The sequence below is a fragment of the Microbacterium sp. 4-7 genome, from assembly GCF_014332665.1.
In the GTDB taxonomy this organism is placed as follows: Bacteria; Actinomycetota; Actinomycetes; order Actinomycetales; family Microbacteriaceae; genus Microbacterium.
The window spans coordinates 25919-51292 of sequence record NZ_MCRH01000006.1; the positions used below are offsets into that span (position 1 = coordinate 25919).

Here is a 25374-nt window from a genome sequence, read left to right on the forward strand (position 1 = left end):
GTCCGCCCCGGGGATCAGGATGCTGTGAACGCAGCCCGCCGTGTCGAAGGAGACACCCATGACCGCCTCATCCGGAACGATCGCCGCCGCGCCCGAGTCGCTGCTCGCATCGCCCGTTCAGGTCAGTCAGGCCGAGATCACGCAGGAGATCGTCGACCTGCACGCGTCACTCGAGCGCCGGGAGGCCGCGGGTGAGGTGCTCCCCGCGACGATGCACGACTTCGCGCCGTATCGCTCGAGCCTGCTGCGGCATCCGACGAAGAACCCACGCCTCGTCGACCCCGAGACCATCGAGCTGCTGTCGCCCGCGTTCGGACAGCGCGATGTCGCGGCGATCGAGTCCGACCTGACCATCCAGCATGCGGGGGAGCCCCTCGGCGAGCGGATGACCGTGCGCGGGCGGCTGCTCGACTCCTGGGGCCGTCCGATCGCCGACCAGCTCATCGAGCTGTGGCAGGCGAACTCGTCGGGCCGGTACATCCACCAGCGCGATCAGCATCCGGCCCCGCTCGATCCGAACTTCACCGGCGCCGGTCGCGCGATCACCGACGCCGACGGCGAGTACCGCTTCACCACGATCAAACCGGGGCCCTATCCGTGGAAGAACCACGCGAACGCCTGGCGGCCCGCGCACATCCACTTCTCGGTTTTCGGCTCGTCGTTCACCCAGCGGCTGGTGACGCAGATGTACTTCCCGGGCGATCCGCTCTTCGCCCTGGACCCCATCTACAACACGATCTGGCGGCAGAAGGACCGCGACGCCCTCATCGGCGTCTACGACCACGATCTGACATCGCCGGAGTGGTCGACGGGCTACCGCTTCGACATCGTCGTCGACGGCCCCGACGCCACGTGGTTCGAGCAGGAGGAGGCGTGAGCATGTCCGTTCCGACCAGGACCCGCCGACCGACGCCCGGACAGACCGTCGGTCCGTTCTTCGCGTACGGGGTCGAGTACCCCAAGATGCACGAGATCGCCTCGCCGCACTCACCAGGCGCCATCCTGCTCGCCGGCACCGTGCGCGACGGAGCGGGCCACCCGATCCCGGATGCGTTCATCGAGATCTTTGGAGCGGATGCCGACGGCACCGTGCCCCGCGCCCGCGGATCGTTCCGCCGCGACGACCACACGTTCACGGGATTCGGCCGTGCCTTCACGAACGACGAGGGCCGCTACGAGTTCTGGACGCGCAACCCGGGCCCAGCAGGCGCGCGCGCACCGTTCTTCGCGGCGATCGTCTACGCCCGAGGCCTGCCCGACAAGCTGCACACGCGCATCTACCTGCCTGAGGACTCGGCAGCTCTCGATGCCGATCCACTGCTCGCCTCGCTGTCGACGGAGGAGCGTGCGACCCTGATCGCGACGCGCACCCCCGACGGCTGGCTGACACACGACATCCGCCTGCAGGGCGACGGGGAGACGGTGTTCCTTGTCTACTGAGGCGATCGGCGGCGTCGCGCGCGTCGAGCAGGAGGAGGCGAGTCATGACGGCATTCGATGAGGGGCTGCTCTCGCCGGTGACGGCCGGGCACGACGAGGCGGTGAGCGATGCGGCCGTGCTCGAGGCGCTGGTCTGTGCCGAGCAGGCGCTGGTCACGGCCTATCGCGAGATCGGGATGCTGCCCGAGAGCGAGCATGAGGTGATCGTGCGCGCGTTGCGCGGGGATGCCTCCGCGACCGATGCGGTCGATCTGCCCGCCCTCGTCGCGGCGTCGGTCGACGGAGGGAATCCGGTCATCCCCCTCGTCGCGCAGCTGAAGGACCGCGTGCCGGAGCCTCTGCGTCCCTGGGTCCACCGCGGCGCGACGAGCCAGGACATCGTCGACACCGCGATGATGATCATCGCCCTCGCCGCGGTCGAGCGTGTGCGCGAGTCTCTGACCGGGGTCGTCGACGGGTTGCGCGGAGTCGCCGAGCGGCACGGCCGCGATGTCGTCGCGGCGCGCACGCTGACCCAGCACGCTCTGCCGATCACCTTGGGAGCCCGGGTCGCGACCTGGGTGCGAGGCGTCGACCGGGCGATCACCCGACTCGCTGCGCTGGAGTTCCCGGCGCAGCTCGCGGGAGCGGCGGGCACCCGCGCGTCGTTCGTCGAGATCACGGGCTCCGTCGACAGAGCCGAGTCGCTCGTGGAATGGTTCGCGCGGCACGCTCGGCTCGAGACTCCCGCCGAGTCGTGGCAGGTCACACGCTGGCCTATCACCGAGCTCGGCGACGCCCTGGTGCAGACCATCGACGCGCTCGGCAAGATCGCGAGCGACGTGGCGACGTTGAGCCGCACCGAGATCGGCGAGCTGAGCGAGGGACGCGGCGGCGGGTCGTCGGCGATGCCGCAGAAGCAGAATCCCGTCGCATCGACGCTGATCCGCTCCGCCGCCCTGCGGGCGCCGCACCTGGGAGCGACACTGCACCTCGTCGCAGCGCTGGCCGTCGACGAGCGGCCCGATGGCGCATGGCACGCCGAATGGCCGACGCTGCGCGAACTCCTCCGACTCGCGCTCGGCGCCTCGGCGCACGCGTCCTCGCTCGCCCGGAGCCTGCGCGTCGATCCGAGTGCGGCATCGCGGAACCTCGCGCTCACCGGCGCCCTGATCGTCAGCGAGCGGCTCGCGATCGTGCTCGTGCCCCTGATCGGGCGGGCGAGATTCGACGAGCTCATCGCGTCGGCCGCCGAGGGCGCCGATCTCGGAGGGCTCGTGCGGGCGCTGCCCGAAGCCGCGGATCTCGACCTCGAGGGCCTGCTCGACCCGACGTCCTACACGGGCGCCGACGGATCGGAGGATGGCCGATGATCGAGCTCGCGTTCACCGAACCGATCGGACCATCCGGCGCCCCGCTGCTCATCCTCGGCCCGTCGCTGGGCACTTCGACGATCCTCTGGGAGTCGGTCGCCCCGACGCTCGCGACGTCGCACCGTGTCGTCGCCTGGGACCTTCCGGGGCACGGAGCCTCGACTCCCGCGACCGTGCCGTTCTCGGTGTCCGACCTCGCGGATGCGGTCGCCGCCGCGGTTCGGGATCGGGGAGCCGACAGCGTCCGCTACGCCGGCGTCTCGCTCGGCGGAGCAGTCGGCCTGGAGCTGCTGCTGCGGCATCCGACTCTCGTCGAGAGAGGCGCGATCCTCTGCTCGGGCGCGGTGATCGGCGAGGCCGCGGCCTGGCGCGAGCGCGCCGCGAGAGTGCGTGCCGAGTCCACGTCGGCCCTGATCATCGCCTCGGCGCAGCGCTGGTTCGCGCCCGGCTCCGTCGCCGCGCATCCTGATCTCACCGGACGACTGCTGCACGCGCTGCAGGACGCGGACGACGAGAGCTACGCACGATGCTGCGAGGCGCTGGCCGAGTACGACGTGCGCGCGCGACTGCACGAGATCGACGCCCCGGTGCTCGCGATCTGGGGCGAGCGCGACCAGGTGACGCCTGAGAGCTCCGCGCGAGAGATCGCCGACGGCGTGCGCGACGGCCGGACTGCCGGTGTCGCGTCCGCGTCGCACCTCGCACCGGTCGACGCCCCCGCCGAGATCTCCGCCCTGCTCGATGACTTCCTGAACGAGAGGAGCCGGCGATGACCGGTCTCAGCGATGACGAACGTCGGACCCAGGGGTTCGCGGTGCGGCGAGCGGTGCTCTCGGATGAGCACGTCGACCGTGCGATCGCCGCCACGACCGACCTGACCGCCGACTTCCAGGACTTCATCACGCGCGTCGCCTGGGGCGAGGTCTGGTCGCGTCCAGGGTTGGATCGTCGCTCGCGGTCGATCGCCGTGCTCTCGTCGCTCATCGCGCACGGTCATCACGAAGAGCTCGCGATGCATCTGCGCGCGGCTCTGCGCAACGGTCTGACCGTCGCCGAGATCCGCGAGGTGATCCTGCAGTCCGCGGTCTACTCGGGGGTCCCCGCGGCCAACACCGCGTTCCGCATCGCGGGCGAGGTCTTCGCCGCCGAGGGGGCATCGTGATCGACAAGACCGTGCCGGATGCCGCGACGGCAGTCGCCGGAATCACCGACGGTGCCACGGTGATGATCGGCGGCTTCGGGCGCGCGGGGCAGCCGGTCGAACTGATCGACGCCCTCATCGCGCAGGGTGCGGGGGACCTGACGATCGTCGCCAACAATGCGGGCAACGGCGACACCGGGCTCGCAGCGCTGCTCGCCGAGCGGCGGGTGCGCAAGATCATGTGCTCGTTCCCACGGCAGCACGACTCCTGGGTGTTCGACGGCCTCTACCGCGCAGGTGAGATCGAACTCGAGATCGTGCCCCAGGGCAATCTCGCCGAGCGCATCCGGGCAGCCGGCGCGGGCATCGGGGCCTTCTTCTCTCCGACCGGCGTCGGCACCCAGCTCGCCGAGGGCAAGGAGGAGCGGTCGATCGAGGGTCGGCGCTACGTGCTCGAGTACCCGATCGCGGCGGATGTCGCGCTGGTCAGCGCCCGCGCCGCCGATCGATGGGGCAACCTCGTCTATCGCGAGACCGCCAGGAACTTCGGTCCGGTCATGGCATCGGCGGCAGCTACGACGATCGTCCAGGTCGACGAGATCGTGCCCCTCGGGTCCATCGATCCCGAGACCGTCGTCACCCCCGGTCTCTTCGTCGATCGTGTCGTCGCCGTCGGGCGTCGTGCCTGGCTCGGCGACGCGGGGTTCATCGGCGGTGTCGACATCGAGGGTCGGCCGCTGGATGCCGCCGCCACCGGCACCGCCGGCGAAGGAGGCGTGCGATGACCACCCGCGTCACGCGTGACGAGCTCGCGGCACGGATCGCCGCCGACATCCCCGAGGGCGCCGTGGTCAACCTCGGCATCGGGGCCCCGACCCTGGTCGCGAACTTCCTGCCGGCCGACCTCGAGATCATCCTGCACACCGAGAACGGCCTCCTCGGCATGGGGCCTGCGCCGGTCGCGGACCGGATCGACCCCGACCTCATCAACGCGGGCAAGCAGCCGGTCACTGCGCTCCCCGGGGCCGCCTACTTCCACCACGCCGACTCCTTCGCGATGATGCGCGGCGGGCACCTCGACGTCTGCGTGCTCGGTGCCTTCCAGGTCGCCCAGAACGGGGACCTCGCGAACTGGTCGACAGGTGCACCGGGTGCGATCCCGGCCGTCGGCGGGGCCATGGATCTCGCGATCGGCGCGAAGCAGGTGTTCGTCATGACCGACCTGCTGGCGAAGGACGGCTCGTCGAAGCTCGTGACCGAATGCATTTACCCTCTCACCGGGGTCGGCTGCGTGACCCGCGTCTACACCGACCATGCGGTCTTCGACGTCGTCGACGGTCGTTTCGTCGTGCAGGAGGCCTTCGGCGACAACACCGTGGAGACGCTGCGCGCACTGACCGGACTGGAGCTCTCATGACCGCCTCCTTCATCTACGACGCGGTCCGCACGCCGTTCGGTCGAGCGGGAGGGGCGCTGGCGGGCGTCCGGCCCGACGATCTCGCGGCTGTGGTGCTCGCCGCCGTCGTCGAGCGCACGGGAATCGACCCCGCCCGCATCGACGACGTGCTCCTGGGTGATGCGAATCAGGCGGGGGAGGACAACCGCGACGTCGCCCGCTTCGCCGCCCTGCTCGCCGGCTTCCCGACGACGGTGCCCGGGGCGACGGTGAACCGCCTGTGCGGGTCGAGTCTCGAAGCGGTCATCCAGGGCTCCCGGGCGATCGAGACGGGCGACGCCGACATCGTGCTGGCCGGCGGGGTCGAGTCGATGAGTCGCGCACCGTATGTCGTCGAGAAGTCGCCGAAGCCGTGGCCGGCGGTCGGCAACCCGACGATGTGGAACACCGCGATCGGGTGGCGGATGACGAACCCGGCCCTGCCGAAGGACTGGACGATCTCGAACGGCGAATCGGCTGAGAAGCTCGCCACGGTGTTCGGGATCACGCGCGACGCGCAGGATGCCTTCGCGCTGCGCAGTCATCGGCGCTCCGCCCAGGCGTGGGTGGACGGCGTCTTCGACGGCGAGATCGTCGCTGTGCCCGGCATCGATCTCGCGCGGGACGAAGGCATCCGCGACGACACGACCCTCGAGAAGCTCGCGGGCCTGCGAGCGCTGTTCGCCGCCGACGGCACCGTCACGGCTGGCAACTCCTCGCCGATCAACGACGGCGCCTCTGCGGTCCTGCTCGGGGCCGAGGGCGTGATCGACGGCGAGCCGCTCGCACGCATCGCCGGGCGAGGAGTCTTCGGCAACGACCCCGATGTGTTCGGCATCGCGCCGGTGGAAGCCGCGAATCGCGCGCTCACGCGGGCCGGGCGCACATGGGACGAGGTCGACCTCGTCGAACTCAACGAGGCGTTCGCCTCGCAGTCGCTCGCGTGTCTGGCCGGATGGCCGGACCTCGACCCCGACCGACTCAACGTGCACGGAGGCGCCATCGCGATCGGTCATCCGCTCGGTGCATCCGGGGGCAGGGTCGTGGCGCGAGCGGCGCACGAGCTCGTGCGCCGTGGCGGAGGCGTTGCGGTGGTGGCGCTGTGCATCGGCGTCGGCCAGGGGCTCGCGCTCGTCCTGGAGCGATGAGCACGGGCCGCTGTCGTTGCTTATGCGCGTATCAGTACTACTTATGACGAAAGAACGCATAAGAGGATAGATTCGTCCTGTCGCGACGACGCGGCACGACAAGGAGACCCAGTTCCGATGCTGCTCGAACGAGACATCCTCCAGGCCACCGGCTTCCGCAACGTCAGCGATGAGAGCGGAGCGACGACCGGATTCCAGATCAGGCTCCGCATGCCGTCGTATCGCGGCATGTCCGCGTCGTTGATCGACGGGGTCGCCGTGCGGGTGGGCGATGTCGTCGATGTCCCTGCCGAGGTGCCACTGTGGACGCTCGGCGGTGCGACGTACACGCTGCAGCAGCTGTGGGACGGCGACGGGGTGCGCTGGCCGCTCGAGGAGGCCGCGGTCGTGACCGTGCCGCTCGCCGGCGGGCTTCCGGACGGCATCCACGAGGTGTCGATCGAACTGCGTCTGCGGATGTCGTACATCCCGATCGAGCACCAGCCGTCGACCTACCGCGAGACGCGGCACATCACCCTCACCTCCGACAGAGACGGCGGCCCGTTCCAGTACGGCGTCTCGCTCTACAGCTACATGACCGACTTCGGCACCGTGCTCGACCTCGAGACCGCCTTCCGCCACGTCGCCGACGTCGGCGCCACGGGCATCGAGATCCTCGGCGAAGGGCACGTCGCCGGCTACCCGACCCCCTCGACGGCCTGGCTCGATCGCTGGTTCGAGCTGCTCGACACGTATCGCCTCGAGCCGACGAACTACGGATCCTGGATCGACACGCGACTGCACTCGAGCGGCCGCAACGCCCGTGACCTGACCGGTGCGGAGGGCGCCGAGATCCTGCAGCGAGACCTGCGACTCGCGAAGCAGCTCGGCTTCCGATTCGTGCGCCCGAAGATCGGCGTCGTGTCGAGCGATCTGGTGCCGCATCCGGCATGGACCGAATCGGTGGAACGATCGCTCGACCTCGCGGCCGAGCTCGACGTGATCATCTGTCCCGAGATCCACTCGCCCACGCCCATCAAGCATGAGGTCGTCGACGACTACATCGACCTCATCGAGCGCACGGGAACGGCGCACTTCGGCCTGCTGCTCGACACCGGCATCTTCCAGGACCGACCGATCGCGCTGCGCCCCGGTGAGCTGCCGGGCCAGCGTCCCGCCTTCATGGACGGCATCGCCGTCGACCCCGCCGACATCGCCGACATCGCTAAGTACGTCGTGTTCATCCAGGCGAAGTTCCACGACATCGACGAGAACCTCGACGATCAGCAGATCCCGTGGGAGCCGGTGCTGCGGGCGCTGAAGGACTCCGGGTACACGGGCTACCTCTCCAGCGAGTACGAGGGCGTCCGTGACCCCTGGCGCTCGATCGAGCAGATCCGCCGCCAGCACTCCCTTCTGCGACGTGTCGTCGCAGGGCTCGACTGACATCTCACGAAGGACGCATCATGCCCAACGGACTCATCCAGCAGGACAGCCTGCGCGCGCACCCCGACGGCGTCGCCCTCGCCCTCACCCTGCCCTGGTACCGCAGCCTCTGGCTGTCGTCGGTCAGCACGATCTCCGTCACGGTGGACGGAGAGGAGGTGCCCCCTGAGGATCTGCGCGTCGAACTCGACGGTCGCACCTATCGGATCGACGAGCTGCCGGAGCAGAGTGAGACGCTCTGGTTCCTGCAGCAGCATCCGCTGCTCGTGGTGCGTCGTGACCGGCCGCTCGCCCTCGGCGAGGCGCATCGCATCGGCATCGCCGGCGACCTGCGGCTGCCGTACATGCAGATCGCGCCCGGCGCGGACGGCGGCCCGGGGATGTACGTGCCCAACGTCGTGCGGCAGTCGCTCGACCTGACCGTCAGGCAGGGGCCGGATGCCGCGCCCGCGCTCGTCTCCGAGGCCGCGCCACCACCGCCGGCCACCGAGTCCGACCCCTTCCGCCTCGGGCTGACGCTGTACTCCGCCAGTGCGGAGTTCCGCGCCGGCTGGTTCGACTTCGACGGCCTTCTCGATCGCGTCGCAGAGCTGGGCATCGGCCCCGGCATCGAGATCGTCGCGTCGCAGATGGTGCCCACGTATCCCGTGGTCTCCGACGACTTCCTGCGCACCTGGCGTGCGGCGTTCGATCGCCACGGGTTCGACGCGAGCTCGTTCGGCGCCAACCTCGACATGGGCCGCCGGCGCGATCGCGACATGACGCCCGACGAGGAGTTCGAGTTCAGCGAGCTCCTGTTCGAGGGGGCCAAGAAGCTCGGCTTCCCGCTCGTGCGCATCCAGAGCGCGAAGCCCGAGCTGCTGCGGCGGCTGCTTCCGGTGGCCGAGCGGCTCGAGCTCCAGCTCGCGTACGAGATCCATGCGCCGATGGGTCCGAACTCCGAATCGATCCTCCGCGTGCGCGAGACGTATGCCGAGCTCGACTCCCCGCTGCTCGGGTTCGTGGCCGACTTCTCGTCGACCATGCACTCGATGTCTCCGACCCTGCTCCGAGCGGTGCGACGAGCGGGTCTCGATGACGAGGCGGTCGGACGACTGCAGGAGATCTGGGCGACCGACGCCACGATGCGCGAGCGCCAGGAGGAGTTCATCGGCTACCTCCGCGGACGCGACTTCGACCCGGGTCGGCTGGGATCCTTCGCGCACCTCGCCTTCAACATGCACGGACACGTCGCGCCGTCCGAATGGGCCGACATCATGCCGCAGATCACCCATGTGCATGCGAAGTTCTATGACATCGACGAGCAGGGACAGGAGCCGGCGATCGACTATCCCGAGCTCGTGCGGGTGTTCGTCGAGGGCGGCTACCGGGGCTACTGGTCGAGCGAGTGGGAGGGCCATGCCTTCGCCGAGCTCGGTGAGGTGGATCCGCTCATCCTCGTGCGTCGCCAGCACGACCTGATCCGGGAGAGCATGCGCAGCGTCACGGCCGTCGTCTGACGCGCTGCGGGCGCGGTCAGTCGTCGGCGTGAGCGCCGGACTCCACGATGCGTCCCGCCTCCTGGAAGAGCTCCACCATCCATGCGTGCTCGGGGTCGCGAGCATGCACCGGATGCCACCACAGCGCGTGCACGAGCGGAGTGGGCTCGAAGGGGAGCTCGACGATCCGCACGCCGCCGAGCCGTGCGGCGAGGGGCGCGAGCGCCCGCTGGATCAGGCCGATGCGACGCGTGCCCGCCACGTAGAGGGGGAGGGCGAGGAAGCTCTCGACGACGGCGTCGACGCGCGGTTCGACGCCGAGCTGCTGGATCTGCCGGCTCGCCGAGGTGAACGCGGTGCGCGACTGGTAGGTCATCACGTAGGGGCGTTCGGCGAGGTGCTCCATCGTCAAGTCGCCGTCGATGCCGTGCTCGCCGTCGGCGACGAGGGCCACCCATTCGTCGCGCCAGAGGTCGGCGTAGGCCAGGTCCGAGAGGAACCCGTGGGGGATGATCATCCCGTCCACGGAACGCAGCCGATTCGGTGCGTCCTCGACCACGGTGGGATTGTGCAGCATGAACCGGAAGCGCACCCCGAGCCCGCGCTCGGCGGCCAAACGCGAGACCACGGCGCCGATGGTGGCGAAGCCGTAGTCGGACCCGTAGATCGAGAACTCACGCGTCGACTCGGCGGGGGTCCAGGTCGCCTGGCTCTCGAACACGCGTCTGGCGGCTTCGAGGGCGGTCGTGGTGTGCTCGGCCAGACGCAGGGCGAACGGCGTCAGCTCGTACGTGTTGCCGCGTCGAGCGAGGATCTGGTCGTTGAAGTGGGTCCGCAGGCGTGACAGCGAGGCGCTCAGAGCGGGCTGGCTGAGGTGCAGCCGTTCCGCCGCCCTAGTGACGCTGCGCTCGGTGAGCAGAGCGTCGAGCGACACGAGCAGATTGAGGTCGAGTCGGGACAGCAGGGCATGGTCGGTCACCACAGTGTGATCCTTCGGCATCGGGTTGCGTTGCCCCATCCTATCGACCGAATCTATCCGGCCGGGGGCGACCATCGGTGCGCTGGATGGGTTCCCGGCCCCGTTCAGGCGGACTTATGCGATGCATCCAAAGTACTTATGTGTGTTTCTGACCAATCGGGTCGATACTGGCAGAACAGCACAGGACTCAGGCCCCTGAGTCCCCGACAACGTAGTCAGAAAGGCTGGACATGTCACAGCACTCTCGATCTCGCGTCCTCCGCACAGGCGTTCTCGCCGCGGCGACAGCGGGCATCGTCATCCTCGCCGGATGCTCCGGATCCGCCCCCGCAGGCGGCACCGGCGACTCCGACGGAGACCAGGCATTCAGCTTCACCTTCGCGACCTCGAACAACCTCGAGAGCCCGTACGAGTCCCTCGCCAAGGCGTACATGGACGCGAACCCCGACGTGAAGATCACGCTCAACCCGACGCCGAACGACAAGTACGGCGAGACCATCCGCACCCAGCTGCAGGCCGGCAACGCCTCGGACGTCATCCAGACGACTCCCGGCTCGGGCGATGCGCGCGGTCTCATCCCGCTGGCCGAGGCAGGATTCCTCGAGCCGCTGGGCGACACCGCAACGGGCCTCGTGCCGGCGGGAAGCGAGCCGATCTTCGAGATCGACGGCGAGACCTACGGCCAGCCGATGGACTTCACCATCGCGGCGGTCGTCGCCAGCATGGGCACGGCCGCGATGAACGGACTGGACGAGTTCCCGACCGACGAGGAGTCGCTCTACGCGGCCTGCGACGCCCTCTCGGCCGACGGCAAGTCGCTGCTGGCCCTCGCGGGTGCCGCCGGACCGAACGCGGGACTCACCGCCCAGGGCATCGCGGCCACGCGCGTCTACGCCGAAGACCCCGACTGGAACACCAAGCGCGCCGACGGCGACACGACGTTCGCCGAGTCCGACGGGTGGAAGGACACCCTCCAGACCCTCATCGATCTGAAGGACGGCGGCTGCTTCCAGCCCGGCGCCGAGGGCGGCGGCTTCGACGCCATCACCAACGGTCTCGCCCAGGGCACCTCGGTCGGCAGCTTCATCCCCTCGGGGTCGGCGGTCGAGATCGCGACGGCCGCTCCGGCGGAGGCCGACTTCAAGGTGCAGCCCTTCCCGGCCGCGGATGGCGGAGACCCGTACATCCTCGCCAGCTCGAACTACACGATCTCGATCAACGCGGCGTCGAAGATGAAGCCCGCGGCGGAGGAGTTCGTCGAGTGGCTCGCCACAGACGAGGCTCAGGAGCTGTACTACGAGAAGTCCGGCCTGCTGCCCATCTCGGGCTACGAGAACCTCGACCTCTCGGACACCATCTACTCGCCGGTGGTCGACCTCATCGCAGACGGCTCGTACGCCACGCTGCCGAACAACATCTGGCCCAACCCGTCGGTCTACGAGGCGCTGCAGGTCGGCGTCCAGGGACTGCTCACCGGGCAGAAGACGATCGACCAGGTGCTCCAGGACATGGACAACGCCTGGGGCGACTGACGACGAGGGCCGTCCGGGTCGCGCACGCGCACCCGGACGGCCGCTCCCATAACTCGCACGACGACGTACGAACATGAGGGAATCATGAGCCTGAGGACAGAGTCCGAGACCGAGCTGGTGATCGTGCCGAAGAGCTCGCAGAACGGACGCCGCCGCCCGCCCGCTCCGCGCAGGCCCGGTCTGCTGAAGTTCGGCCACTGGTGGTGGGCGCTTCCCGGGATCATCCTCGTGCTCGCGGTGCACTACGTGGCCACGACGATCGGCGGCTTCTTCGCCTTCACGGACTGGTCGGGAATCGGCACGTTCGCCTGGATCGGGTTCGACAACTTCGTGAAGATCTTCGGCGATCCGACGCAGATCGGCTCCCTCGGCAACACGCTCTTCCTCGCGTTCGTGTCGGTGATCCTCAGCAACATCGCCGGCCTCGCGCTGGCTCTGGGGCTGAACCGAGGCCTGAAGACCCGCTACGCGCTCCGCGTGCTCTTCTTCATGCCGGTCGTGCTCAGCCCGCTCGCGGTCGCCTATGTGTGGAAGTTCATCTTCGACTACAACGGGCCGATCAACGCGTTCCTCCGGGCACTGGGACTCGACGAGTTCGCCCGTGCCTGGGTCGCCGACCCGATGTGGGCGATCTGGACGATCCTCGTGGTGGTCGTCTGGCAGAACATCGGCTTCGCGATGGTCATCTACATGGCGGGCCTCGCCGCGGTGCCCGTCGAGATCGAAGAGGCCGCCGCGATCGACGGCGCCAACCTGTGGCAGCGCTTCTGGCACGTCACGCTGCCGTCGATCCGCCCCGCCGTCGCGATCGCGACGACACTCGGTCTCGTCAACGGGCTCCGCATCTTCGACCAGATCATGGCGATGACCGGCGGGGGACCCGCGGGCGCGACCGAGACGCTCGCGACGCAGGTCTACAAGGAGTCGTTCGCCCTCGGCAACTTCGGATACGGTGCCGCGCTCGCGCTGCTGCTCACCGTGATCATCCTGGTGTTCGCCATCATCCAGCAGCGTCTGACCAACGGTCGCCCCGAGGAGGACTGACATGTTCCGCTACACGAAATTCACCGCGCTGCGCGAGGTCCTCATCTGGATCATCGCGATCGTCTTCCTGGCCCCCTTCTACTTCCTGATCACCACGGCGCTGAAGTCCGACCAGGAGGTCATCACCTCGTCGAACCTCGCGCCTCCGACCAGCCCCGACCTCGGCAACTTCGTCGAGGTGCTGACCGCTCAGGGAAACTCGAACGTCGTGCTCGGGCTGGTGAACAGCATCATCATCACCGCGGGGAGCATCCTGTGCCTCGTGCTGCTCGGAGCGATCACCGGCTACGTGATCTCCCGCAGCACCCGCCGATGGAGCCGCACCGCCTACATGCTGTTCCTCATCGCGATCGTGCTGCCGACCCAGCTCGGCACCGTGCCCCTGTACATCGGCGCCCGCACGCTCGGCCTCACCGGATCGCTCTGGGGGATGGTCATCCTCTACACCGGGATGCTGCTGCCGCTGTCGATCTTCCTCTACGCCGGCTTCTTCCGCAGTCTCGGCACCGAGTACGAGGAGGCCGCGACGATCGACGGAGCGTCGCGCACGCAGATCTTCTTCCGCATCGTGCTGCCGCTGATGTCGCCGGCCACGGGAACGGTCGCGATCCTCGCGGGGCTGATCGTCTGGAACGACTTCTTCACCTCGCTGATCTTCCTCGGCGGCTCCGCGAACCAGACCCTCCCGGTCGCGATGTACTACTACATCGGCTCGCTCGTCTCGTCGTGGAACAAGATCTTCGCGATCGTCATCGTGTCGATGATCCCGATCCTCGTGTTCTACCTCTTCGCCCAGAAGCGCTTCATCCAGGGCTTCGCGGGCGGACTCAAAGGCTGACCGCTCGGCGGTGCTCCGGCACTCGCCGTCCTCCACCGACCCCTCTCACCGCCTCCTGTGCACCGACGTCCCGTCGAGAAACGAGCATCATGTACCTTCTTGCGCCCAATATCGAGCTCCTCTTCACCGAGGCCGGCGACTACCACGACCGGGTGAGGGCCGCCGCAGCCGCGGGATTCACCGCCGTCGAGATGTGGGGGCCGACCGGAGTCGACGCCCCCGCCACCCCGAAGGACATCCCCGCACTCAAGGCAGCGCTCGAAGAGACCGGCGTGCAGCTGACCGCTCAGCTGGCCGAGCCCCGCACGCAGTTCATGATCCCGCCGTGGGACCACACCGAGTTCTTCCGCAAGCTCGACGAGGGCGTCGACATCGCCAGGGAGCTGGGCACGCCGCGCCTCGTGGTGGGCAGCGGCACCGGTTTCGGCGGCTGGAAGCGCCAGGTGCAGCTCGACAAGCTGATCGAGATCTATCAGAAGGCGATCGCGCAGATCGACGGGTCGGGGGTCACCCTCGTGCTGGAGCCGGTGAACGTGCGCGTCGACCACCCGGGCTCGCTGCTCGATCGGACGGCCGAGGCCGTCTACGTCGCCCGAGGCGTCGACTCGCCCGATTTCGGGGTGCTCTACGACATCTACCACTCGGCGGTCGAGGGGGAGGACATGGCCGCCGAGCTGGAGAACGCGGGCGACGTCATCAAGTACGTGCAGCTCGCCGACGCGCCCGGTCGGGGGGAGCCCGGCACCGGGTCGCTCGACTGGGCGGAGCGCTTCGGCATCCTCCGGGCCTCCGGATACGACGGGCCGATCGGCCTGGAGTACTACCCGCAGACCGCCTCCGAGGAGTCGGTCCGACTCATCCGAGAGGTCGCGGCGGCAGCATGAACCCGCGTGACTACCCCGCATCGGTCGACGTCGTCATCGTCGGCAGCGGGCCCAACGGCGCCGCCTACGCGCGCATCCTGAGCGAGCTGGCACCGGACGTCTCGATAGCGATGTTCGAGGTCGGGCCGACCGTGTCGGATCCCCCTGGATCCCACGTGAAGAACATCGAGGATGCCGAGCAGCGGGCTCTCGCCCAGGCGCGGTCTGAGGGGCCGGGCGAGCGCGCGGCGACGATCTCCGATCCCGGTGCGGCCAAGTCGGGGCAGCGCCGCGGACGTGCCGGAACCTACCTGCTGCCCGACGGCTATCGCGTCGAGGGCGAGGACGGCATGCCCGTCGCCGCCTTCTCGAGCAACGTCGGCGGCATGGGCGCGCACTGGACCGCCGCGTGCCCTCGGCCCAACGACAGCGAGCGCATCGACTTCCTGCCCGATCTCGACGAGCTGCTCGCCGAGGCGGAGAGACTGCTGGGGGTGACGACCGACGCGTTCGACTCGTCGCCCTTCGCGACCATCGTGCGGGAACGGCTCTCCGCCGCGGTCGACGCGGACCGCGACCACGCCCATCGGGCGCAGCGGATGCCGCTGGCCGTGCATCGCCGCGACGACGGTCGCCTGGTGTGGTCGGGGTCGGACGTCGTGTTCGGTGACGCGACGCGGACGAATCCGCGCTTCACCCTCTACGACGAGTCGCTTGTCACACGCGTGCTGACCGAGGGCGGCGCCGCGTCGGGGGTCGAGGTCCGTGATCTGCGCAGCGGAACGCTGCAGTCGGTCGCCGCCCGGTGCGTGGTCGTCGCCGCCGACGGACTGCGCACCCCGCAGGTGCTGTGGGCGTCGGGAATCCGTCCGGAAGCACTCGGGCGCATGCTGAACGACCAGACGCAGGTCGTGTTCGCCGCGCGTCTGCGTGACGTGCACGCCGGGTCCGAGGATGCTGTCGCAGCGTCGGGCGCGTTGAGCGAGCAGAGCGGCGTCACCTGGGTGCCGTTCACCGATGCGATGCCGTTCCACGGCCAGATCATGCAGCTCGACGCCTCGCCGGTGCCGCTCGCAGAGGACGATCCGATCGTCCCCGGCTCGATCGTCGGTCTTGGCCTGTTCTGTGCCAAGGACCTGCAGTGGGACGACCGCGTCGAGTTCTCGGACGATGTCGTCGACGGCTACGGGATGCCGGCCATGACCATCCACTACACGCTCACGCCGCACGATCACGCGGTGATGGATCGTGCCCGTGAGGAGATCGTGCGCCTGGGTCGCGCTGTGGGGGACCCTCTCGACGAGCGTCCGTTCACGATGCCGGCCGGGGCCTCGCTGCACTATCAGGGCAGCACGCGCATGGGCCAGACCGACGATGGTCGCAGCGTCTGCTCGCCGGACAGCGAGGTGTGGGGCATCCCCGGCCTCTTCGTCGCGGGGAACAACGTGATCCCCACGTCGACGGCCTGCAATCCGACGCTGACCTCGGTCGCTCTCGCCGTGCGCGGAGCGAGGAAGATCGCCGGATCTCTGCGCTGACTCTTGCTTATGCAGGAAAACGACATTAGTCTGTTTAAATCAAGACAAAGTAGTCAAGGAGAAGCACGTGATCCCCGATCGCATCATCGAACAAGGCACGCTCGCCGTCGACGGCACACGCGCGTCGGTGGAGGTGCGCCTCCCCTGGTACCGCGCTCTGCCCGGCAGCTGCATCGCCGGAGCGACGCTCACCATCGACGGCGTCGAGGCGCCGTCCGACTCGCTGCGCTGGCGCATGAACGGTCGGGAGTTCCGCTTCGACGAGCTCCTCGATGAGACGGGGGAGTGGTGGTTCCCCGTCGACTCGGCGGTGCTCTCGGGCGACCTGCCGATCACGGCGGACGACGAGCACGAGGTGCGGGTCGACCTGACGCTGTACATCCCCTACATCATCATCTCGGACACCGAGACGCTGCACATCGAAGAGCACGACACCAAGACCATGACCGCGCGTCAGGCACAGGAGGTGGCGGCATGACCGCTCAGGGCACACCCATCCAGGGCGTCACACTGTACAGCTTCACCCGCGCCTTCCACGGTCGCGAATACGACCTCGAGCAGCTGATCCGCAAGGTGGCGGACGAGGGCTACGGGCCCGGTCTCGAGATCATCGGCTTCTCAAGCTTCCGCGGCTTCCCGCACATCGAGGACTCCTTCGCCGGGTGGTTCCGCGACCTGATCGACGAGGTCGGCCTGGTCACCACCTCGCTCGCCGTGAACGCCGACATCGGCATCCATCGCGATCGTCTGCTGACGCAGGACGAGCTCATCGACTACATGACCCTGCAGATCAAGGCGGCGGCGAAGCTCGGCTTCCCGATCGCCCGCGTGCAGATCTCGATCACCCCGGACTCGATGGAGGCGCTCGCGCCGATCGCCGAGGAGCACGGGGTGACGCTCGCCCTCGAGGTGCATGCCGATCAGTACGCCTCGCATCCGCGCATCCTGGCGCTCCGCGACCGCTACGAGAAGGTCGGATCGCCCTTCCTCGGATTCACCATGGACTGGGGCGCCACGGTCTCGGGCTTCGCGCCCTCGCTCATCGAGGCCTACCGCCGGCGTGGTGCGTCGGAGGAGCTGCTGGGCAAGGTCGTCGACCTGTGGAACACCTACTACGAGCAGGGCCCGCCGGCGGATCAGGCGGTGCACGGGCAGCGCTTCGGATCCTTCATCGGACTCGCCGCCCAGAACGGTCGACCCGACCTCGGCATCGACTTCGGCATCAACGGCACCGGCCTGTTCGGACCCGCGCGCGTCGACGACTGGCTCGAGATCATGCCGTGGGTGAAGCACGTGCACGGCAAGTTCTTCGGAATCGACGAGAACGGCGAAGAGCCGTCGGTGCCGGTGCGCGACCTCATCACGCTGCTCTTAGAGAACGGCTACTCCGGTGCCGTGTCGAGCGAATACGAGGGCTGGCACTGGAACCACTGGCAGAGCCCGTTCGAGATCATCGCCGGCGAGCAGGCCGTTCAGCGCTCCGCGGCCGAGAACGCCGGCAGCCGCATGATCACCGACGCGGCCGAGGCGCACCGCGCGCTCGCCGCCCACCTCCCGCACGCTCTCACGAAGGGACTCCGCGCATGACCGACGGAATCGCCGGCACCGGCATCAAGCTGGGCATCACGCTCTACTCGCTCACCTCCGAGTTCGCCGCGGGGCTCTACACCCCCGAGACGCTCATCAAGGCCGCCGCAGACCACGGCCTGGGCCCCGGGATCGAGTTCAACATCGCGCAGATGCTGCGCACCTACCCCGATGTCGACGACGACTTCGTGCGGCTCTGGCGCGACAGCATGGACCGCTACGGGTTCGAGCCGAGTGCGATCGGCACGAACCTCGACATGGGCCGCCGCAAGGATCGCGACATGACCCCCGACGAGGAGCACGACTTCCTGGCCCGACAGCTCAAGACCGCGCACACGCTCGGCTTCAAGAAGGTCGTCATCCGCTCGCACGGCAAGGAGCTGCTGCGCAGTCTGCTGCCGTTGGCGGAGAAGTACGACCAGAAGCTCGGCTACGAGATCCATGCGCCGTCGGGTCCGAACAACCCGCAGGTGCTGCAGATGCGCGAGATGTACGACGAGCTGCAGTCCGATCGACTGGGCTTCACCGCCGACTTCTCGTCGACCATGCACTCGCTCTCGCCCACCCTTCTGCGCACCATGCGGCAGATGGGCATGCCCGAGGAGTACTTCGCCGTCATGGACGAGATCTGGCATGAGCCGACGCCCATGCACGTGCGCAATCAGAAGTTCGAGGACTTCCTGACGTCGGAGAACTTCGACTTCGCGCGCCTCGGACCCTTCACGCGCCTGGCGTTCAACATGCACGGCCTTGTGCCGCCGGAGGAATGGCTCGACATCATGCCGCAGATCTTCCACGTGCACGCCAAGTTCTACGACATCGGCCCCGACGGGGAGGAGCCCGCGATGGACATCCCCCGCATCGTGCGCCAGTTCGTCGAGGGCGGATACCAGGGGTACCTCTCGAGCGAGTGGGAGGGTCACGCGTTCTCGGACCTCGGCGAGAGCGACCCCATCGACCTCGTCAAGAAGCAGCACGACCTCATGCGTCGTGCGATCGAAGAGACCGCAGTCGCGGTCTGAATCGGAGACACTCATGGCCACTCACAACTCCCTGTTCTCCGAGAAGGACGTCCGCCGCACCGACACCGGCATCGCCGTCGCGGTGCAGCTGCCCTGGTACCGCAGCCTCTGGCTGTCGGCCGTCGACGGCGTCGCCGCCCGTGTGAACGGCGTCGATATCCCGACCGAGTCGCTGCGGTTCGAGCTCGAGGGGCGCACCTACCGCGTCGATGAGCTGCCCGAGCAGCACGAGACGCTGTGGTTCGTCGCCGAGCGCCCTGAGGTCCTCATCGACCTCGACCCGGTGCCGCAGGCGGGCGACGCCCTCACCGTCGAGGTCGTGCTGACCATGCGTCTGCTCTACATGCAGATCGTGCCGGGCGTCGACGGCGGCCCCGGGCGCTACGTCACCAACCGCGTCCCGGTGCAGCGCGAGGTCGTGCTCGCATGACCCGAGAGCCGGCGACCGGCCGCGCGCTGCGTGTCGCGATGATCGGCCACGGCTTCATGGGCGCGGCCCACTCGGTGGGTTGGCGTCAGGCGCCGCGGATGTTCGACCTGCCTGATGACGTGGAGATGGCGGTTCTCGTCGGTCGCACGGCCGACTCCGTGCAGCGAGCCGCCGAGCAGTGGGGGTGGGCCGAGACGTCGACGGACTGGCGCGAGGTCATCGCCCGGCCCGACATCGACATCGTCGACATCGTCACGCCCGGTGACTCGCACGCCGAGATCGCGATCGCCGCGCTCGATGCGGGCAAGCACGTGCTCTGCGAGAAGCCCCTCGCCAACACGGTCGAGGAGGCTGAGGCGATGACGGATGCCGCCGCACGCGCGGCCGAGCACGGCGTGGTCTCGATGGTCGGCTTCACCTATCGGCGCGTCCCCGCTGCCACCTTCCTGCGCGATCTGATCGCGGAGGGGGTGATCGGGCGCGTGCAGCAGGTGCGGGCCGCCTACCGGCAGGACTGGCTCGTCGACCCCGAGATGCCGCTCGCCTGGCGTCTGCAGAAGGAGCACGCGGGTTCCGGGGCGCTGGGAGACATCGGCGCCCACATCATCGACCTCACGCAGTTCGTCACGGGGCAGACGGTGGAGGCCGTGACCGGCGTCACCGAGACGATCGTGTCTCGACGTCCGCTGAGCGCGGGGGGATCCGGGCTGTCCGGCACTGCCGGGGCGGGCTACGGCGACGTCACCGTCGACGATCTCGCGCTGTTCACCGGCCGGCTCTCGGGAGGGGCGCTGGCCTCTTTCGAGGCCACGCGCTTCGCGACCGGCCGCAAGAACGCGCTGACGATCGAGGTGTCGGGAGACCGGGGCGCACTGGCGTTCGACCTGGAGGACCTCAACAGTCTGCAGTTCTACGACCGCACCCTTCCCGACGACCGACAGGGCTTCACGAAGATCATCGTCACCGAGGCGGCGCACCCCTACGTCGCCGCGTGGTGGCCCGCGGGCCACATGCTCGGCTACGAGCACGGCTTCACGCATCAGGTGGTCGATCTGGTGCGCGGGATCCACGACGGCACCGCGCCGCATCCGAGCTTCGAGGAGGGCCTCGGAGTCCAGCGGGTGCTCGATGCGGTCGAGCGCAGCGCGGCAGACGATGCGGCCTGGGTGCGCGTGCGCACCGAGGCGCCGGTCGGCATCCGCTGAGTCCTCCACCCACCGCAGTCACACATCGCCATCCGTTCTACGAAGGAGTCGTTCATGGCACGTCCGATCACGCTGTTCACCGGTCAGTGGGCCGACCTCCCGTTCGAGGAGGTCGCGCGCCTGGCGGGGGAGTGGGGGTACGACGGACTCGAGATCGCCTGCTGGGGTGATCACATCGATGTCTCCCGCTGGGACGACGACGCCTATGTGCAGAGTCGTCGCGACATCCTCGAGCGCAACGGCCTCGGGGTATGGGCGATCTCGAACCATCTCACCGGGCAGGCGGTGTGCGACGATCCGATCGACGTGCGCCACCGCGACATCCTGTCGGACCGGGTCTGGGGTGACGGAGACCCCGAGGGCGTGCGTCAGCGGGCCGCGGAGGATCTGAAGGACACCGCCCGGTTCGCGGCGAAGCTCGGCGTCGCCACGGTGAACGGCTTCACGGGATCGAGCATCTGGAAGGCCGTGGCGATGTTCCCCCCGGCATCCGACGAGTTCATCGCCGCCGGATACCGCGACTTCGCCGACCGCTGGAATCCGATCCTCGATGTGTTCGAGGAGGTCGGGGTGCGCTTCGCTCTCGAGGTGCACCCCTCGGAGATCGCCTACGACTACTGGACCGCGAAGGCGACCCTCGACGCGATCGGGCATCGCAAGAGCTTCGGGTTCAACTTCGATCCTTCGCACTTCGTCTGGCAGCAGCTGGACTCCGTCGCGTTCGTGCTCGACTTCGCCGAGCACATCTTCCACGTCCACGTGAAGGAGTCGATCACCAACCTCGACGGCCGTAACGGCGTGCTGGGCTCGCACCTCGCGTGGGCCAACCCGCGCCGCGGCTGGACGTTCGTGTCGACCGGCCACGGGGCCGTGAAGTGGGAGCCGCTGTTCCGTGCGCTCAACGCGATCGGCTACACCGGCCCGACGAGCGTGGAGTGGGAGGACGCCGGCATGGACCGCCTGCACGGCGCACCGGAGGCGCTCGCGTTCGTTCGCGGGCTCGCCGCGATCACGCCTCCGGATGCCGCCTTCGACTCGGCGTTCTCCTCGAAGGTCGACGAGACCGCCTGATGGCCGACGTTCTGAACGTGCTCATCCTCTCGGGGCACATGACGATCGAGCACGACAACGAGCACCGCAGCTTCCGCACCCACAATCAGTGGCTGACGACGCTGCTCGAAGACACCGGGCGCTTCCGCGTGCGCGTGATCGAAGATCCGCGCGGCCTCGGCGCCGAGATCATCGACAAATACGACGTGATCATCGTCGTCTTCGAGGGGCGGGACGGCTACCACGACAGGGCCGTCGGCTTCGGGCCGGAGACGGATGCCGCGCTGCTGCGATTCGTGCACGACCGGGGCAAGGGCATCGTGTGGTTCCACGGCTCGGCGGTGCAGGAGGATGACTGGGGCTACCCGGAGGAGTACAACGTCATGCGCGGTGCGAAGCTCAGCGTGCCGACCGGCATCCGTCCCCGTCCGTGGGGTGAGGCGCTGCTGCGCACGACGGAGCCACGTCACGCGATCACCGACGGCATCACTGAGACGTGGACCGTGACGGGCGACGACATCCTCGTCGGGGTCGAGCTGTATGAGGGTGCGCAGGTTCTGCTGACGACCTTCGACGATCTCGAGTCGTACGAGAAGGCGCCCGTCTGGCCGATGTCGCACTATCCCGTCGCGATTCCCGCGGAGGGCATCGCAGCGCTGCCCGGGATGAACACCGATCAGCCGATCGCCTGGATCAACGACTACGGCTCGGGCCGCAGCTTCACGATCACCATCGGTCACGACATCGACACGTTCCGGCGCATCGAGTTCATCAGGATGTTCCCGCGCGGCGTCGAGTGGGCGGCCACGGGCGAGGTGAGCCTCGAGGGGCCGGATCGGCGCGGCGACCGTCGATTCCTGCCTTGGCCGTACTACAACCGCGAGGGCTGACCGCGACCTCGAACAGGCGACGGCCTCGAGCCTCCGATCAGGAGGCTCGAGGCCGTGTTCGTGCGCCGTGTTCGTGCGCCCGTGTTCGTGCGCCGGTCAGACGCGTGCCGACGAGACGCCGATCCCGAGCGCCGTGCGGGCCAGTGCCAGGTGTGCGCGGGTCATCCCGGCCGCGTCGTCGTCGAGCCATTCGAGCCCGCCCCACTCGCTCGTGAAGGTGCCGCGGAAGTCGCGCCCCGCCAGCTCGGCGCCCAGAGCCTGGATCGGCGCGGAGATGCGGTGATCCGCGTCGTCCAGATCCCAGAACTTCAGATGGAAGGCGCCGACGAGGGGAAGGATGCCGCGCAGCTCCGCGGCATCCGAACGCCCGAAGCGCACGAGCATGTCCATGTAGAGCGTGTGCACCGGACCGGGCACGCCGCCCGACCGCAGCAGATCCATCACGGCGTCATGCGTCTCGGCCTCGCGCCAGTCGTGGGTGAGCCGGGAGATCAGCTCGAGCGGGATCCCGCCCGAGCTCAGGCGCTCGAGGTAGGTCGTGGGCAGCGCCGGCATGAGCATGCTGATGTCGATCAGCAGCCGAACGCGAGAGTCGTCGATCGCCGCGACGGTGTCGTAGTCCGCAGTGTGGGCCGACGGGGTCTGGCGGCCCTGCGCTTCTTCGAACAGCACGAGGTCGAGCTCATGGAGGTGCGGCAGCAGGTCGGCCAGCAGCGCGGGACCCGCCTGTCCGATCGGCAGACGGAGTCCCGAGGCGCCCAGTCGATGCGCGGCCCGCAGCTGAGGCAGCAGGAACGCGAGTCTCTCGGCGTCGCTGCGCCGTCGGGCAGGCAGGTCCCAGTCGTCGATGCTCGCGCCGACGATGCTCACCCGACCGCCCACTGCGGCGAGCGACTCGCGCAGCGCTTCGGCCTCGGCGTCGGTCGGCACCGGATAGGAGCGCCACAGCTGGCCCAGCTCGACCTCGATGACCGAGGCGATGCCCTCCGCCACGATTCCGATCGCGATGTCCGGAGCGGTGCGCTCTGCACGCACGATCTCGGAGGACCAGTTGAAGGCGCTCGCAGAGAGCGTCCAGTCGGAGGGGAGTGCGGTCGTCATGTGCGGTCTCCGGGTCAGGCGACGTCGCGTGCCGCATCGGCGCTGGCGCCCGGGGTCACGGTGTCGAGGTCGCGGGCGAAGTGGAAGGGAAGGATCAGAGGACCGTCCGGGCCCGTCTGCAGGTAGGGGACGGCCAGACGGAAGGAGACCCGCACCGAGTGCGTGCCCGCGGAGAGACGCCGTCCGAGCCGCAGCGCGAGCCGGTCCTGCACGAACCACCAGCCGTCCTCGTGCGCGAGGTCGGCGGGTGCGATGTCGCGCTGACCGAGAACGACACGGAGGTGCGGAACCGGCACGCCGTCGATGTGCACCTCGACGTCTCGCACGGCGGCGAGGGGCAGCGCCCGGATCCACGGCAGTGCGAGCCTGAGGACAGCGCCGGTCGCATCCTCGACGAGTGAACTCGCCGTCAGCGCGTCGAGCACGGTGCGCCTCTGTGGTCTGCGGCGGCGTCCGAGCACTCGCCCGGCATGGCATGCATCATCTTCGACGCCTCTCGTTCGACTTCAGTTCAGAACATACCTGCTTATGTCTGAAATAGGAAGAAGTGCGAGAGTGAGGGACTCAGTCCACCGAGTGGATGCGCGCGACCGTCGGCGCCCCGTCGGCGAACCACCGGGGGAAGGTCTCGTCGAACAGCTCTTCCCGAGCGAGCGCGGCGCCACCGCGCAGGGGCTCGCGCTGGTCGTTGAGCGAGTTCACGATCGACAGGTCGCGCGTCGCGAGAGGCAGGGAGAGCTCGTAGACCCGCTGCCGCACCTCCGCCAGGAAGAGCTCGCCCGCGGCGGCCACGGCGCCGCCGATCACGATGATGCTCGGGTTGAACACGTTGACCAGGGTCGCGATCGATTCGCCCGCCACCCGCGCGGACTTGCGGATCAGGGAGATCGCGAGGGCGTCGCCGCCCTCGGCGGCGCGGGAGATCGACTCCGGCGTGATTGCCTCTCCGTCGGCGACCCGCTTCGCCAGAGCTCCACCGCCGCCCTCGTCGAGCGCCCGCTGAGCGTCGCGCACGAGCGCCCAGCCCCCGGCCACGGCCTCGAGGCAGCCGACCTTGCCACACCGGCACAGCTCTTCGGAGTCGAGGACGCGCACGTGACCGATGTCACCGGCCGCGCCGTTCGCGCCGCGATGCACGCGCCCACGAGAGAGGAGCCCGGCGCCGATTCCCGAGCCGATCTTGCAGTAGATGAGGTCGATGCTGTCGTTCTCGCGACGCTCGCGCTCACTGAAGGCGAGGATGTTCACGTCGTTGTCGACCCATGTCGGGGCGTCGAAGCGCTCCTCGAACCGGGTGCGGATGTCGAAGCCGTTCCAGCCGGGCATGATGGGCGGCGCGACCGGGCGGCCGGAGGTGAAGTCCACGGGGCCCGGAACGCCGACGGTGATGGCCCAGACGGGCGTGCCGGGCGCGGCGTCCTCCGCGACCAGGCGGTCGATCATCGACATCGCCTCGTCGAGGGTCTCCTCGGGTCCCCGGGCGATGTCCCAGGCGCGATGCGAGTCGGCGAGGATCGCGCCGTCGAGGTCGGCGAGACCCACGTGGATGTGCAGGGCTCCGAGCGCGCAGACGATCACTCGCCCGCGTTCGGCCCGGAAGCGCAGCGTGCGTGGCGCTCTGCCGCCGGACGACGGCGCGAACTCCCCGTCCTGCAGGAACCCGACTTCGATCGCGTGGTCGACCCGCTGGGCGACGACGCCTCGCCCCAGTCCGGTCAGGCGACCGATCTCGGGTCTGGTCACCGCCTCGCCCGTGCGAACGAGGTTGACGATGCGCAGGAGACTCGTCATCTCATCGGTCTGCGCGCCGAATCGGAGGGTGGACTCACTAGCCATACCCGATTTTCACACAGGGTCTGCCGGATTCCGCGTTCAT

Annotated in this window: 26 protein-coding genes; 22 read left to right on the forward strand and 4 right to left on the reverse strand. The window is 68.7% G+C overall.

From position 1 onward, the window contains the following. Positions 1-58 precede the first annotated feature (58 nt). The 10 genes from pcaH to BEP68_RS12575 all read left to right on the forward strand — a co-directional run bounded on the left by pcaH (position 59) and on the right by BEP68_RS12575 (position 9440). Complete coding sequence (gene pcaH / locus BEP68_RS12530; protein ID WP_187250172.1) at positions 59-877, forward strand: protocatechuate 3,4-dioxygenase subunit beta; 819 nt, start codon at positions 59-61, stop codon at positions 875-877. 2 nt (positions 878-879) lie between these two features. Next, complete coding sequence (gene pcaG / locus BEP68_RS12535; RefSeq protein ID WP_187250173.1) at positions 880-1440, forward strand: protocatechuate 3,4-dioxygenase subunit alpha; 561 nt, start codon at positions 880-882, stop codon at positions 1438-1440. A gap of 44 nt (positions 1441-1484) precedes the next feature. After that, the gene (locus BEP68_RS12540) at positions 1485-2792 is read left to right on the forward strand and encodes a lyase family protein (RefSeq protein ID WP_187250174.1); all 1308 of its coding nucleotides are present in this window, start codon (positions 1485-1487) and stop codon (positions 2790-2792) included. Beyond that, positions 2789-3565: an alpha/beta fold hydrolase gene (locus BEP68_RS12545; protein WP_187250175.1), complete on the forward strand. Its 777-nt coding sequence runs from the start codon at positions 2789-2791 to the stop codon at positions 3563-3565. Before BEP68_RS12540 ends, BEP68_RS12545 begins: the two co-directional genes overlap by 4 nt. Continuing rightward, complete coding sequence (pcaC, locus tag BEP68_RS12550; protein WP_187250176.1) at positions 3562-3954, forward strand: 4-carboxymuconolactone decarboxylase; 393 nt, start codon at positions 3562-3564, stop codon at positions 3952-3954. The genes BEP68_RS12545 and pcaC overlap by 4 nt, the downstream gene beginning before the upstream one ends. After that, positions 3951-4718: a 3-oxoacid CoA-transferase subunit A gene (locus tag BEP68_RS12555; protein WP_187250177.1), complete on the forward strand. Its 768-nt coding sequence runs from the start codon at positions 3951-3953 to the stop codon at positions 4716-4718. The genes pcaC and BEP68_RS12555 overlap by 4 nt, the downstream gene beginning before the upstream one ends. Further along, positions 4715-5350 (forward strand): 3-oxoacid CoA-transferase subunit B, encoded by a 636-nt coding sequence (locus tag BEP68_RS12560; protein ID WP_187250178.1) that lies wholly within the window; start codon positions 4715-4717, stop codon positions 5348-5350. The genes BEP68_RS12555 and BEP68_RS12560 overlap by 4 nt, the downstream gene beginning before the upstream one ends. Further along, positions 5347-6516: a thiolase family protein gene (locus BEP68_RS12565; RefSeq protein WP_187250179.1), complete on the forward strand. Its 1170-nt coding sequence runs from the start codon at positions 5347-5349 to the stop codon at positions 6514-6516. Before BEP68_RS12560 ends, BEP68_RS12565 begins: the two co-directional genes overlap by 4 nt. A gap of 117 nt (positions 6517-6633) precedes the next feature. Continuing rightward, positions 6634-7941, forward strand: coding sequence for a DUF6379 domain-containing protein (locus BEP68_RS12570; RefSeq protein ID WP_187250180.1), 1308 nt, complete (start codon positions 6634-6636; stop codon positions 7939-7941). 20 nt (positions 7942-7961) lie between these two features. Next, positions 7962-9440 (forward strand): DUF6379 domain-containing protein, encoded by a 1479-nt coding sequence (locus BEP68_RS12575; protein WP_187250181.1) that lies wholly within the window; start codon positions 7962-7964, stop codon positions 9438-9440. A 16-nt stretch (positions 9441-9456) separates the two neighbouring features. Here BEP68_RS12575 and BEP68_RS12580 read toward each other — a convergent pair whose 3' ends face one another. After that, positions 9457-10398: a LysR family transcriptional regulator gene (locus BEP68_RS12580; RefSeq protein ID WP_187250182.1), complete on the reverse strand. Its 942-nt coding sequence runs from the start codon at positions 10396-10398 to the stop codon at positions 9457-9459. A 230-nt stretch (positions 10399-10628) separates the two neighbouring features. Between BEP68_RS12580 and BEP68_RS12585 the strand changes: the two genes are divergently transcribed. From BEP68_RS12585 to BEP68_RS12640, 12 genes are all read left to right on the forward strand, one after another. Then, positions 10629-11930, forward strand: a complete 1302-nt coding sequence (locus tag BEP68_RS12585) for an ABC transporter substrate-binding protein (protein ID WP_187250183.1) — start codon at positions 10629-10631, stop codon at positions 11928-11930. A gap of 84 nt (positions 11931-12014) precedes the next feature. Beyond that, entirely contained in the window at positions 12015-12974 is a 960-nt protein-coding gene (locus tag BEP68_RS12590) for a carbohydrate ABC transporter permease (protein WP_187250184.1), read from the forward strand. Between the two features lies 1 nt (position 12975). Further along, on the forward strand, positions 12976-13812 hold the full coding sequence (locus BEP68_RS12595) for a carbohydrate ABC transporter permease (protein ID WP_187250185.1): 837 nt from the start codon (positions 12976-12978) through the stop codon (positions 13810-13812). An 89-nt stretch (positions 13813-13901) separates the two neighbouring features. Next, a complete protein-coding gene (locus tag BEP68_RS12600; protein WP_187250186.1) occupies positions 13902-14696 on the forward strand; it encodes a TIM barrel protein in 795 nt (264 codons plus the stop codon). Next, complete coding sequence (locus BEP68_RS12605) at positions 14693-16213, forward strand: GMC oxidoreductase (protein ID WP_187250187.1); 1521 nt, start codon at positions 14693-14695, stop codon at positions 16211-16213. The genes BEP68_RS12600 and BEP68_RS12605 overlap by 4 nt, the downstream gene beginning before the upstream one ends. A 67-nt stretch (positions 16214-16280) precedes the next feature. Further along, entirely contained in the window at positions 16281-16691 is a 411-nt protein-coding gene (locus BEP68_RS12610; protein WP_187250188.1) for a DUF6379 domain-containing protein, read from the forward strand. Then, a complete protein-coding gene (locus tag BEP68_RS12615) occupies positions 16688-17800 on the forward strand; it encodes a sugar phosphate isomerase/epimerase family protein (protein ID WP_187250189.1) in 1113 nt (370 codons plus the stop codon). Before BEP68_RS12610 ends, BEP68_RS12615 begins: the two co-directional genes overlap by 4 nt. Further along, positions 17797-18822: a sugar phosphate isomerase/epimerase family protein gene (locus BEP68_RS12620; protein WP_120493742.1), complete on the forward strand. Its 1026-nt coding sequence runs from the start codon at positions 17797-17799 to the stop codon at positions 18820-18822. Before BEP68_RS12615 ends, BEP68_RS12620 begins: the two co-directional genes overlap by 4 nt. 13 nt (positions 18823-18835) lie before the next feature. Beyond that, complete coding sequence (locus tag BEP68_RS12625; protein WP_187250190.1) at positions 18836-19252, forward strand: DUF6379 domain-containing protein; 417 nt, start codon at positions 18836-18838, stop codon at positions 19250-19252. Then, complete coding sequence (locus tag BEP68_RS12630; protein ID WP_261987844.1) at positions 19249-20457, forward strand: Gfo/Idh/MocA family protein; 1209 nt, start codon at positions 19249-19251, stop codon at positions 20455-20457. The genes BEP68_RS12625 and BEP68_RS12630 overlap by 4 nt, the downstream gene beginning before the upstream one ends. A gap of 54 nt (positions 20458-20511) precedes the next feature. Beyond that, a complete protein-coding gene (locus BEP68_RS12635; protein WP_187250191.1) occupies positions 20512-21528 on the forward strand; it encodes a sugar phosphate isomerase/epimerase family protein in 1017 nt (338 codons plus the stop codon). Next, positions 21528-22397: a ThuA domain-containing protein gene (locus BEP68_RS12640; RefSeq protein ID WP_187250192.1), complete on the forward strand. Its 870-nt coding sequence runs from the start codon at positions 21528-21530 to the stop codon at positions 22395-22397. The genes BEP68_RS12635 and BEP68_RS12640 overlap by 1 nt, the downstream gene beginning before the upstream one ends. A gap of 96 nt (positions 22398-22493) precedes the next feature. On the opposite strand, the gene BEP68_RS12645 is transcribed toward BEP68_RS12640, so the two are convergent. The 3 genes from BEP68_RS12645 to BEP68_RS12655 all read right to left on the reverse strand — a co-directional run bounded on the left by BEP68_RS12645 (position 22494) and on the right by BEP68_RS12655 (position 25334). Then, entirely contained in the window at positions 22494-23498 is a 1005-nt protein-coding gene (locus BEP68_RS12645) for a restriction endonuclease subunit R (RefSeq protein ID WP_187250193.1), read from the reverse strand. A gap of 14 nt (positions 23499-23512) precedes the next feature. Further along, positions 23513-23923, reverse strand: coding sequence for a hypothetical protein (locus BEP68_RS12650; RefSeq protein ID WP_315985309.1), 411 nt, complete (start codon positions 23921-23923; stop codon positions 23513-23515). Positions 23924-24062: 139 nt separating this feature from the next. Beyond that, positions 24063-25334, reverse strand: coding sequence for an ROK family protein (locus BEP68_RS12655; protein WP_187250194.1), 1272 nt, complete (start codon positions 25332-25334; stop codon positions 24063-24065). Positions 25335-25374 lie beyond the last annotated feature (40 nt).